A 12,016-nucleotide genomic window follows, 5' to 3' on the forward strand; every position below is an offset into this window, starting at 1 on the left:
CTTCAGTTTTACTTAAATATCCACAATTTGGTTTCAATCACATCTCCGCCTTGTGAAGCAATGGCGTCCTGATAACTTTCTTTATTTACAGTTTGTTCCTTTACCGGGTAATACAATCGCGAAGGCACACCCCCATCTCCAAACAACGGATTAAAAGTGTAAGAAACATTTTCACCTTCGACGATTCCGTTGAATACTACGTCATTTCTTTTAACCAGAAAATTCGGATACCCCGTACGGCGATATTCGCTCCAACTTTCCAAAAATTGAGTAAACAGTGCTATATACTTCTGGTTTAATACGTTTTGCTGATTTGCCGCAGGTAATGCATTTACATAATTTTGGATATCTGCTGACGGTATTCCCCATTTTTCCAACGATGCCTGAACCGCTTTTTCATAGTCGGATTGACTCCATTCATTAAATTCTGAAATCAGAAAAGCAACTTCGCTGTATTCCTGCAAAACTTCCCCGTAGTTTGCTGCGTTGTACAACGCGCCCGGCAAACTTATGTTTTGAGCCGAGAATTTACCTGCCTGGGCTTCAGTCATTCCGTAAGGTAGCCCTACAAAATTACCGGCACTGTTTTTTAGTGCATAAACGCTTAATCGCGGATCAGCTACTGGCAGTTGGGAATTTTCCCCTTTCAACAAATTAACAAAAATGTGAGAAATAGCAAAATCTTTCCGATTTGCGGTAACGGTTGCTCTATATAACGGAGCTTCGTTCGGAGCGACAGTGGAGTATTTATAAACGGCGTTATCGTCATTCGAGGTGAACACCCCCTTGTTCAACGCATCGGAAAAATGCGACTGATACAGATCCGGATTTTTAGCCTTTAGCCGGGTAGAGAAACGAAGACGAAGCGAATTCGCAAATTTTGCCCACTTACCATTATTTCCGGCATATATTATATCTGATTTACCAAAAGTTACTTCATTTGAATACTTGAGTAATGTGTCGGCGGCTTGTTTTAATTCGTTCAAGATATCCGGATAAATTTTTTCCTGAGAAGCATATTTGGGCGTAATATTATCGGGATCTTGTTGCAACGCCTGAAAGTCGGGGTCGTTATTTCCATAAGAATTGTACGGAATATTTCCAAAAACATCGGTTAGGGCATAATACGCATACGATTTCAGGATGCGGCTAATAGCAATTTGATTGGCGTTTCGTCCGGCTCCGCTGGCAGTTACAATATCTTTCGTGGATGGATCGGTGTTCAAATCTATAATCTCCTGTAAATTATTCAGTACTTTATACAATCCACTCCAATATTCGGCCGAATAACCAAAAGGAATATCGTATCTCGATTGGCTTGTATAGGTGTTTTGACTTAATTGCTGAACAAACAGTGCCGAGCCACGCAACGAAACACTTTCGTTACGAAGATTATCCACTAATTTTTTTTCTGCAGTTACAATCAACGACGTAGTAGGCACAAAAGTAGGCCGATTGGGATCGATGTTTAAATCTTCGTTGATACACGACGTTAAAACAATCAAGATCAACCCGGTTATTGTCAAATATATTTTTGTTGCTTTCAAAGGTATCGCATGGAACTCGCTTTTAATCGTGTTCTTGGGTGTAAATAATTTTGATGCTCGTTTCATATCAATAGTTATTTTTTCGTTAGAAATCAGAATCTAAAATTTAAGTTCAAACCGTAAGTGATAGGGGTTGGCAGGTTTCCACCTTCAATGCCTTGTACGTTTCCACCGCTGTTGGTCAACTCGGGATCAATGATCTTGCTTGTTCTGTATATATAAAACAAGTTGCGTGCGTAAAGCGATGCATTGATGTTTTGTATAAAACTTTCTTGTGGTAATTTAAAGTCGTAACCCAACGTTAACTCCCTGAATTTAATAAATGTAGCGTCGAAAATATCGAACGTGGTCGGGCCGTTATAATGATTTCGTGCCCAAGCTTGTGCCGATACTTTTGTGGTGTTTTCTGCCATGTTCGAAACCGTATACGTGCCGTCGGCATGGAATGCCACATCAGCTTTGACTCCGTCTATTATCACACCGGTTTCGCGAATGCCGTTTGCAGCAGTTTCAGGCAATATGCCGGAATACATGGCAACTTTATAGGTTTGAGAAAAGAATTTTCCGCCCACGCGCGAATCGATGAGAAAACCCAGATTGAAATTCTTGAATCTGAACTGATTTTGAAAACCCCAGAGATAATTCGGCAAAACACTTCCGAGGGGTTGTAATTGTTGGGTACGCATGTAAAGGCCATCCGAGCCTACAACTTTTCTTCCATCAGGAGCAAACACGAAGTCGTAACCGAATAATTGTCCGTAACTTTCACCTTCTTGAGCAGACAGACTAACCAGGGTGGTACTTAAATCCAGCTTTGAAACAGCATCGGAAAGCTTGACAATTTTGTTTTTATTTTTTGAGAAGTTAATGATCGAGCTCCAGCCGAAATTCTTTGTTTGTACAGGATTTGCTGTAAGTGTCACTTCGAAGCCCCGGTTATTTATCTCACCGGCATTGATCAGTTTCGTTGTGTAGCCAAACGCGTCGGAAGTCGGAAGTGAAATAATCTGGTTACGGCTTGTGTTGTTATAATACGTAATGTCCAGTCCGATCAGATTCCTGAGAAACTGCAGCTGTAATCCTGTTTCAACAGACGACGTAATTTCGGGTTTCAGGTTCAGGTTATTCAACTGGCTCGGTAACGTATAAGCTATATTTCCGTTTATGGCAGGAAGTGATTCGTAAACTTTATACAGTTGATAAGGATCAGTATCGTTACCTACCTGTGCCCAACCCAGTCGAAGTTTTGCAAACGAAAGCCAATTGCTGTTTTTCAATCCCGATAGCTCACTCAAAATAACGGAAGAGGTCAGGGAAGGATATAAATAGGAGTTGTTTTCCTTAGGCAAGGTGGATGACCAATCGTTTCGCAATGTTCCTTCTACATAAACTGTGCTTCGCCACCCATACGAAACGCTGCCGTAAACAGAAGCGAGTGCTTTGTCGTAAAAACCGGTTATAGGATTAATGATGGTTGAAGTAGCGTTGGTTAAGCTGTAGAAATTCGGCACGATCAATCCACCCGAAGTCACCATGTCGCTTATTCTTCTCTTTCTCTGCAAGTAATTTGTTCCGATATTGGAAACAAGCGAATGGTCACTCCAGTTTTTTGTTATTGTAGCCAATAATTCATAATTAAACTCGTTGTAATTTTGACTGTACTCGGAATAGGATGATTGCGAACGAGAATAAACGGCGATACGGTCTTGTGAGTTGTATTGATATACGTCGCCATTAATTCGTCCGGTAACAGATAACCAGTCCAAAGGCGTAATTTCTATCCCTACATTACCGTACAACCTGTCACGATCTTCTTCCAGATAACTTTCATATGCCGACCAGTATGGATTATCGATATATTTTGTCCGTTCATCTTCAACGGTGTTTCTGTATCCGGTTCGGTTCCATGCACGAGGTGTGCCATCGGGACGCTTATATTCCTGTAACTTTTTATAATCAATTTGTACCATTCCCCACTGGTATGCTTCAAGTATGATGTTTCGGTTGGAAGCTCCTGTCCACGGACGCCCCAGTGACTTGTTTTTTAAATAATTAAAAGTACCAAAGAACGACACATACTTTCCATTGGTTGAACCCGAAATATTTACCGAGTTTCTGTCTAAAGATGAATTGGGAACCGTTCCGGTTACATTCCTGTTTGTCAACGACAAACGAATGGAGTGCTTGTCGGAAGACTGTGACAGTGAAATGTTGTTGGTATTGGAAACGCCGGTTTTAAAGAAATACGTCACATCGTGCTTTGGATAAACCCAAGGTTCAGGTTTTAAATAATCGCTTGGATATTCCGGATCAAGATTATACCAATGCAATACAGGCGTACCGTCTAATTTTGGCCCCCAGCTTTCGTCTGAAGCATAATCCACAATTTTGTATTCCCGCCCATCAATCGTTGCTGTAGAAAAAGTTGTATTGTAACCTCCTCCGTAAAGCTTCTGGCGCTCGGGCAAACGTGCGATATTCTCGAATTCTATTCCGGTGTTCAGTTCAACATTTATCTTCCCTTGTTCGGTTGTTCCTCTTTTGGTAGTAATGAGTATTACTCCGTTAGCAGCTCTGGAACCGTACAAGGCCGCAGCGGAAGGCCCTTTCAGTACGCTTACTTCGGCAACATCATCGGGATTGATATCCTGAATGGTACTTCCCACATCTTTTCCCGCGCTTCCGTTAATGGTTAACGAGGTGTTCAAATCGGTATTGTCGAGCGGTACGCCATCAATAACATAAAGAGGCTGGTTGTTACCCGTAATTGAGTTGATTCCTCGCAATGTAACGCGCGACGATCCACCCATATTGCCTCCGCTTGAAATTACCTGAAGACCGGATACAACACCTGCCAGCGCGCTCAACGTATTGGTAGGGCGTGTTTTGAACACATCGCTTGATACACCCTGGACTGCATATCCCAAAGCTTTTTTATCTCTTTTGATCCCCAGCGCAGTAACCACCAGTTCGTCCAATAATTCACTGTCTTCTGCCATGACAACATCAATAACTGTACGGCCGTTGACTTGAACCGATCGTGTTCTCATTCCAACATAACTAAACTCTAACGTTCCGTTTGTAGGAGCATTGTTCAATACGTAATTTCCATCAACACCGGTTACCGTGCCTGAACCTGTCGCGCTTTCCACGCGGACAGTAGCCCCGATAACGGGATCTCCGGATGTTGCGTACGTTACGGTACCCCTTACCGTGATATTCTGAGCAGAAATAGATAAGACAAAAATACCCAACAACAACGTAAGGGTATTCTTGATTGTAAGAATTTGATTGCTTTTCATTTTTTTTGTTTTAAGTGATTTTAAAATGTTGAATTTGATACAAAGTTTTCTTTTAGTTTACATTTCAATTATTATGATTTTATCATCCATATATCTTTAATTTTAATTTATTTATGTTTAGTAACTTAAATGATAAATACTTCTCTAATGGATATTTACCAATAAGTTATGCCTGATTAGGGCACGACAAAGTTTGAGAATAAAATAAGGGGTGGGGTAGAATTGTCAGAGACACATTCGGAAGAATACAGATAACCTACAACAACAGCACGAAGTTTCGTGCAACTTGAACGTTTTTTTATTGTTGACTTGATGGATATTCACGATCATCTGTTTTTTTGACAGTACAAAGGTAAAACATTTTTTTTATTTACAAAATATCATTGATACAATGTTTTTGGTGTCAATTGTGTATTTTTTCTTTAGGGAAATTTTTTTAACTTATGAGTCTAAAAAAAATATTGTTGTTGTTGAAGTATTTCACACGAAGAAAACGATTGTGTAGCTGTGCAAATAAATTCGTGGTATCAATCGTGGATATGTTTAAAGGGTTAGTGGCAATAGGTTGTATATCAGTGATGTGTTTTTTTGAGAGTACACCCGGCGAGATTCGAACTCGCATCGTCGGAACCGGAATCCGATATTCTATCCATTGAACTACGGGTGCAGAAATTACCTGAAAGAAATATTGTTCCAGTTCAGCGTGATTGTTTCACTTTTTATAAACGGCTTAACCTCTGCTAGTTGCTCATCAGAAAGGTATCCCTCCAGATCGAGTTTCAGTGTTAACGCGTTTGAGCCGTTTTCAAATTCAGCCGAAACGGGATAAATATCCGGCAAAGATAGTGCAAATTTATAATTTTCGGAATCTTTTTTTGATGAATCGAAAAAAGATGCTGCAGAAATATGCGATAAAAGCGTTTTTGCTTCCAATTCTTTCCAATCGGTAGAGTAAAACCGGATGTTGCTGTCGCATGCTTTTCCACAAACGGTTCTAATGACGCAAATAATCTGGGTGTCGTTGATCAGCGGTAATAGTTTCAGTTGCGTTGAGCCAATCCCGGAAGTTTTTATTTTTAAAAAATCCGGTGCATAAGCCAGTTTCTCTATTTCCCCAAGGGAGTAGGGGATGACCGTTTTTCCGGTATCCACCAGAAGCATGGTCCTGTTGCCGTCCGATAATCCCGGTAAGATGGAGTTGGGCATTGTTTTAAAAACATCGTCTATTTTCTGCGGAAATGCAGAGGTGGCGATAAAAATAAATAATACGGTAACTATTTTTTTCATTGGATGTTATTGAGTGAGAATACCTATTTGATCAATGGATACACCTGGTTTTCCACCTTCTGTCCCGATAATGGTTTCGAACCGGAAAAACCTTGCCTTCAGGTCATTATCGAACCTTACAAATTGTGGAATAGGATTGTTTTTGATGTTGCTGAACTCACCTTTTTTCAATCCGGTCCATGTCTTTCCATCGTCGCTCATGCTGAAAGCATAGTTGAAGACCGCTTCTTTTTCACTGATGGGTTTGTAGGTGAAGCCTTTAACGGAAACAACCTCGCCCATATCCACAATCAACGGGCTGTGGCTTTTGACGGTCCATTTTTCTTTGGACACGTCGCTCAGCTTCAATTCGCCGGATGTTTCTGAAATCTGAGGGGCGCGATAAGCACCTACGGCAAGGATATGAGCTTTTTCGCGGGTCTCGGTGACGGTTACCCGGATCCTGGAAGGAGCGCAATCATCAAATTTAAGCAATCGCTTGTATCCGATGGTAGTCCCTTCTGCCAGTTTTTTCCATTCATTGTGAATAAATCCTTCCACTTTAAACACCTCCACGCGTTGACCTTTTTTAATGTCTTCCTGCAACATCACGGTGTTGACGGTGTCGCCGGTTACGGTAAATTCCCTGAATTCTCCGTTGTTGGCGGTCCAGGCAGTGTTTCCGGTATTTATCCTGTTGTTTTCAAAAGTACTCCTGATGTATGCGCCAAATTCTTTCAGCCTAGCCACATCCGCTTCGTGCAGTAAGCCGCGTTTGTCGGGAGGAATATTCAGCAGGAGGACCGAATTCATCCCAACCGATTGATAATAGATATCGACCAGCTGCTGCAGCGTCTTCACCTGGTGGTCCTGCTCAGGATGATAAAACCATCCCGGACGAATGGAAACATCCACTTCCGAAGGGTACCAATAGAGTTTTTTAGCTTCGCCAATAAGGTTTCGGCTACCTAAATCCTTGGACATGGGGTTGATGTCCAGCCGGTTGTTTTCTGCGACAACGGCCTCGTTAATGTCCGGGTTCAGAGGGGTTACGCTCCACTCCGTTTCGCGTCCCAGCCCCGATTCATTTCCAACCCAACGGACATCGTTGCCCATAATGGCTTTCACTGCTTTGGGCTGAAGACTGTCTATCACCTGGTAAAAACGCGTCCAATCGTAAACCTGGCGTTTTCCGTTCGGGCCTTCGCCGTTAGCACCGTCGAACCAGACTTCGTGAACTTCACCATAATTGTTCAGTAATTCTTTCAACTGTTCCACAAACATCGCATTGTATCGTGGGGAATCACCGTAACTTTCGGCGTTTCTGTCCCACGGTGAGAGATAAACCCCGAACTTCATTCCGTACTTGTCACAGGCATTCTTTACTTCGCGGACAACATCGCCGTTCCCGTCTCTCCACAGCGATGACCGTACGGAATGCCTGGTGGTTGCCGTGGGCCAGAGACAGAACCCGTCGTGATGTTTGGCCGTGAGAATAATCATCTTGAATCCGGCTTCCTGAAGGGAAACAACCCACTGTTCCGCGTTAAAATCTGTCGGGTTAAAAAGAGCAGGATCTTCTTTTCCTTCACCCCATTCACGGCCAGTAAAAGTGTTCATCCCGAAGTGAATGAATGCTGTCAGTTCCAGCTGTTGCCACTCGTATTGCTGGTCGGTTGGAGTGAGGTGGGCCGCCAGTTTTATTTTCTGTTCGGGTGTAATATTTTCGGGGAAAGCCAGTTCTTTTACGAAGTACTTTTTGTCTTTAGAAACGCACGAGGAAAACACGGCGAAAATAAGTAAAGCGACAAAAACTGTTTTTTTCATATCTGTATAATCCGTTTTTTGAAATATCCACAAAGTTAAGCTGTTTTGAGAGAACTGCAAATAAAAAAGCCATCCCGCTCAGGATGGCTTCAGGTGATTTTTTCGAACTCCTTCTTACTTAATGGCAGCAGCGGCAGCTTCAACCAAAGTGTCGGCAGCAGCAGCGGCAGCGGCAGCAGCGATGCTGTCAGCTTTAGCCTGTTCTACAGCGGCGATGCTATCTAATCTAGCCACTTCAGCAAGGCTGTCTAATCTGGCTTTTTCAGCTTCAGCTTGTTTGTTTGTGCAAGAGGCAAATCCAAGGGTAGCTACCAAAGCTACAAATAATAATACTTTTTTCATTTTTTCAATAATTTTAAACGATCAATAATACTTTGTTTTTAAAAAACTGCGCAAAGTTATATTGTTTTTATGTTATATAACATGTTTAGCGAAAAAAGTATAGTTAAATAATATTAAAAATCGTCGGTCGGTTTTGTTCAATGGTTATGAGGCTCCAGTCCTTTTTCCTGTGTGGCGTGAACAGTCCTTTCCAGATGCGGTTTTCACGTAACAGCAGGCTTTTTGGAAGCAACAGTTTCTCAGTTATATAAAAACCGTTTAATGCTTTTTTTCGGAGTTTTCTCAAACTCTTTTTCAACTATTATCAGAGAGCTGATCCTCTCGTAATTGGCCACCTGTTTGTTTAAAACACCTTTGTTATCATCCATGATCTGCGGCAGTTGACCGGCAGTAAAGCCGCTCGCTTCCAAGGCGGCAAAGTCGGGATAAACCAACGCCACCAGTTTGTTTTCTCTTTCAACGACGAGGCTTTCTGCTACATACGGGAGGTTGTTTAACTTCGCCTCAATCTCTTCCGGATAGATGTTCTGTCCGCTTGGCCCGAGGATCATGGTTTTGATGCGCCCTTTAATAAAGAGCCTTCTGCCTCTCATAATGCCGGAATCGCCCGTTTTCAGCCATCCGTCTTTGGTGAATGCGGCTTTTGTGGCTTCCGGGTTTTTGTAGTAACCCTTCATCACATTTTCTCCACGAACCTGAATCTCTCCCGGTACATTTTCCGGATCGGGAGAATCAATTCTCGCTTCCATGATGCCCGCCAGAACAGAACCGCAGGAGGTGGGAACAAATTCATAGTGGTGGTCGTAAGAGATCAGTGGGGCACATTCTGTCATTCCGTAACCTACGGTAAAGGGAAATTTTATTTTGTAGAAAAACGCTTCAATATCCTTTCCCAAAGCTGCTCCGCCAATGATTACCTCCCTGAAATTTCCACCCAGGGAATCGATGAGCGATTTTCTTATTTTGCTGTAGATCATGTTGTTTATTCCCGGGATTTGGAGCAGTGTTTTCATGATGGGCTTGTCGACAATCGGAAGAATCCTCTTTTTGTATATTTTTTCGAAAATAAGTGGAACAGTAATAATGATGTTCGGCTTGATTTCCTGAAACGCCTTAATAAGATTTTGCGGCGAAGGAATAATATCAAGGAGCGTAACGTGAACACCTGTAGAAAGGGCATATAGAAAATCGAATGCGCACCCGTAAGCATGAGCCATTGGCAGGAACGCCAAATCCCTTTCACCTGGGAAAAGCAGCTCAAGGGTATGTGCATAGGTGATGTTCCCGGCAAAATTATTCGCAGTGAGCATGACCCCTTTGCTAAACCCGGTGGTTCCCGATGTGTAGTTCAGACAGATAACATCATCGTTGTCCACGTCAGCATAAACAACATCTTCCGGGTGAAACCCGGCGGGGTATTTTTTTGCAAAAAGAGCATCTATTTTGCCGGTAAGATTTCTTGTTTTTTTATTTTCGCTTTGAAGCAAGTTAAATGATGGAAGCGAAAAAACAGGAAGCTTAATATTGCCTTTGTCCAGGTTCTCCCAAATATTTTCGTTAATAAAGATACATTTCGATTCACTGTGAGCAATGATATGCTCCATGCTCTCGGGATTGAATTCGTGCAAAATAGGTACGATGACAGCTCCATAAGTGAAAGTAGCCAGAAAGATAACCGACCAGCTGGTGTGGTTCTTCCCGATCAACGCCACTTTATCCCCTTCTTCTATTCCAAGCTCTGTAAACAGGATATGTATCCGTGCAATTTTTTCAGCCAATTGGCCGTAGGATAAAGTCTCCTGGTCTTTGTAGTTGGACAGCGCAGGTAATTCCCAGTTCGTCTTAAAACTTTCTTCGTAAATCTTTATGAAGTTCTGTTGTATCATTATTTTTGCACAAATATTTAAGTTGTGTGCAAAAATAATACGAATTTATAGATTGACAAAGAAATACTACCGCTAAATTGAGGCAAATTTTGTATTTTTGCGGTTTGGAAACGAGGCTTTTTATATAAATATCTGATGTTTCGCAGTTAAAAATGAAGTTGATAATCAGAGGATAAGAGATAAAAAAAGCAGCATATTTTAGCTAATATATCATTGAAAATGATTATCTTAGCGATGGAAACCAAACCATTAAAATATGCTGCAGGACAAAGATATTAAAAAGATTCAAGAGTTGAAAGCGGACTTTACCCCCGGCAGGGTTTCCGCTGAAGATATTTTTAGCCGCTTCAAGGCGTTGAAGCTAAGCGAAGGTCTTTCTGAGTTCAAATGGTTCAAGACCCGGGGATATGATTTTAAAATGGTCCTGGCCCTGCTGGTCTCCATGGTGGTCAGTTCAGACAAGACGGTCAACTCCTATCTGAACAGCCCCACAGGTGAAGGTTCCACCATGGGCAAGGATGTGTTCTATCGCTTGAAGAACAGTTCCATCATATGCTGGCGGATGCTTATGTGGCATCTTGTGCATCGTTTTCTGACGGTGACGTCCAAAGATAGTGATGTAGATGATACCTCATCCCGTTACCTGATCTTCGATGACACCACCCTGTCTAAAACCGGGAAGCGTATAGAGAAGATCGGGAAGGTATGGGATCATGTAACCAACAGCTACGTGCTTGGATTCAAGCTGTTGGTGATGATGTACTGGGACGGTAAGTCCTCCATACCACTGGATTTCAGTCTTCACCGGGAAAAAGGGAAAAAGCAGGAACGCCCGTTTGGGATGACCAAAAAGCAGATCCGCAAGCAATACAGTTGCAAGCGTATCAAGGACTCGTACACCGCTAAACGTGTGGAAGAACTGGACACGAACAAGATTCAGATGGTCCTGCGGATGTTTTTCACGGCCATCTATCGCGGGCTTCGTGTTGATTACGTCCTGGTGGACAGCTGGTTTACTTGCGATGCGTTGATACAGGCTATCCGGAGTGTGAAGGACAAGGAAGTTCACCTGATCGGGATGTACAAGTTTGCAAAGACTAAGTTTGAGTATCAGGGTAAGAGCCTGACTCACGCCCAGATCAATAACATGCTGGGCAAACCCAGGCGCTGCCGTTCCCTGGGTTACCAGTACAAACAGGCCAGGGTGCTGTACCAAGGTGTTGAGATCTGCCTTTTCTTTAGTCGTCGGGGCAAAAATGACAAATGGAAGGTTTTGTTGACGACGGACACGAAACTGACGTTCAAGGGATTGATCGGGCATTACCAGGTAAGATGGGTTGTGGAGGTGTTCAATCGAGAATCGAAGCAATTGTTGAACCTGGGAAGATGTCAATCCAGTAACTTTGACGCCCAGGTAGCAGAAACGACCATCAGCATGATAGCCTATCTGTTATTGACACTGCGTTTCCGGTACGATAACTACGAGTCGAAAGGGGCACTTTATCGGTCAATGAACGCCGATGTGCTCAGGGAAACACTCGACAGACGGCTATGGGGGCTGTTCATCGAGTTAGTCTGCTCAGTATGCGAGGTATTGGAGATGGATGCCGATGATTTACTTGAAAAAATGTTGGCCAATCCAAAAGCAGAATCCATGATCATTGCACTGTGTTGTTCGGTGATGGTTAAGGACGATTGAGAAATTGTAAAATATAAAATGTTATAGTACAGAGATATAGATAATAATGCATTTCCCTTCTATTTCTTTGTCAATGGTTTGAGGGAAGTGCGAAACATGAGTAAATATTCAATATTCGCGTGTGTTACGATAACAGATAAATCGTTT

7 protein-coding genes and 1 tRNA gene are annotated in these 12,016 nt (G+C 42.5%); 1 reads left to right on the forward strand and 7 read right to left on the reverse strand.

Going from position 1 to position 12,016, the window contains the following annotated elements; translation table 11 throughout:
• Positions 1-8: 8 nt before the first annotated feature.
• The 7 genes from AACM02_RS07265 to AACM02_RS07295 all read right to left on the reverse strand — a co-directional run bounded on the left by AACM02_RS07265 (position 9) and on the right by AACM02_RS07295 (position 10,170).
• Positions 9-1,613 carry a SusD/RagB family nutrient-binding outer membrane lipoprotein gene (locus AACM02_RS07265; protein WP_339116523.1) on the reverse strand — a complete coding sequence of 535 codons (1,605 nt, stop codon included), beginning with the start codon at positions 1,611-1,613 and terminating at the stop codon, positions 9-11.
• A gap of 26 nt (positions 1,614-1,639) precedes the next feature.
• Complete coding sequence (locus AACM02_RS07270) at positions 1,640-4,849, reverse strand: SusC/RagA family TonB-linked outer membrane protein (protein ID WP_339116524.1); 3,210 nt, start codon at positions 4,847-4,849, stop codon at positions 1,640-1,642.
• A gap of 595 nt (positions 4,850-5,444) precedes the next feature.
• Positions 5,445-5,516 (reverse strand) — tRNA-Arg (locus AACM02_RS07275).
• 5 nt (positions 5,517-5,521) lie between these two features.
• Positions 5,522-6,136, reverse strand: coding sequence for a DUF3256 family protein (locus AACM02_RS07280; protein ID WP_214063030.1), 615 nt, complete (start codon positions 6,134-6,136; stop codon positions 5,522-5,524).
• 6 nt (positions 6,137-6,142) lie between these two features.
• Complete coding sequence (locus AACM02_RS07285; protein WP_339116525.1) at positions 6,143-7,942, reverse strand: alpha-L-fucosidase; 1,800 nt, start codon at positions 7,940-7,942, stop codon at positions 6,143-6,145.
• Between the two features lie 114 nt (positions 7,943-8,056).
• Positions 8,057-8,284: a hypothetical protein gene (locus AACM02_RS07290; protein WP_339116526.1), complete on the reverse strand. Its 228-nt coding sequence runs from the start codon at positions 8,282-8,284 to the stop codon at positions 8,057-8,059.
• A gap of 239 nt (positions 8,285-8,523) precedes the next feature.
• Positions 8,524-10,170 (reverse strand): AMP-binding protein, encoded by a 1,647-nt coding sequence (locus AACM02_RS07295; protein ID WP_339116527.1) that lies wholly within the window; start codon positions 10,168-10,170, stop codon positions 8,524-8,526.
• Positions 10,171-10,426: 256 nt separating this feature from the next.
• Here AACM02_RS07295 and AACM02_RS07300 point away from each other — a divergent pair, with 256 nt between their 5' ends.
• Positions 10,427-11,869 carry a transposase gene (locus AACM02_RS07300; protein WP_339115938.1) on the forward strand — a complete coding sequence of 481 codons (1,443 nt, stop codon included), beginning with the start codon at positions 10,427-10,429 and terminating at the stop codon, positions 11,867-11,869.
• Positions 11,870-12,016 lie beyond the last annotated feature (147 nt).

This window comes from Petrimonas sp., from assembly GCF_963921705.1.
GTDB classification, from domain to species: Bacteria; Bacteroidota; Bacteroidia; order Bacteroidales; family Dysgonomonadaceae; genus Petrimonas; species Petrimonas sulfuriphila.

Excerpts from the sequence above, each read along its gene's own strand:
- AACM02_RS07265 (WP_339116523.1), bottom strand. The coding sequence starts at position 1,613 with ATGAAACGAGCATCAAAATTATTTACACCCAAGAACACGATTAAAAGC.
- AACM02_RS07270 (WP_339116524.1), bottom strand. The coding sequence starts at position 4,849 with ATGAAAAGCAATCAAATTCTTACAATCAAGAATACCCTTACGTTGTTG.
- AACM02_RS07280 (WP_214063030.1), bottom strand. The coding sequence starts at position 6,136 with ATGAAAAAAATAGTTACCGTATTATTTATTTTTATCGCCACCTCTGCA.
- AACM02_RS07285 (WP_339116525.1), bottom strand. The coding sequence starts at position 7,942 with ATGAAAAAAACAGTTTTTGTCGCTTTACTTATTTTCGCCGTGTTTTCC.
- AACM02_RS07290 (WP_339116526.1), bottom strand. The coding sequence starts at position 8,284 with ATGAAAAAAGTATTATTATTTGTAGCTTTGGTAGCTACCCTTGGATTT.
- AACM02_RS07295 (WP_339116527.1), bottom strand. The coding sequence starts at position 10,170 with ATGATACAACAGAACTTCATAAAGATTTACGAAGAAAGTTTTAAGACG.
- AACM02_RS07300 (WP_339115938.1), top strand. The coding sequence starts at position 10,427 with ATGCTGCAGGACAAAGATATTAAAAAGATTCAAGAGTTGAAAGCGGAC.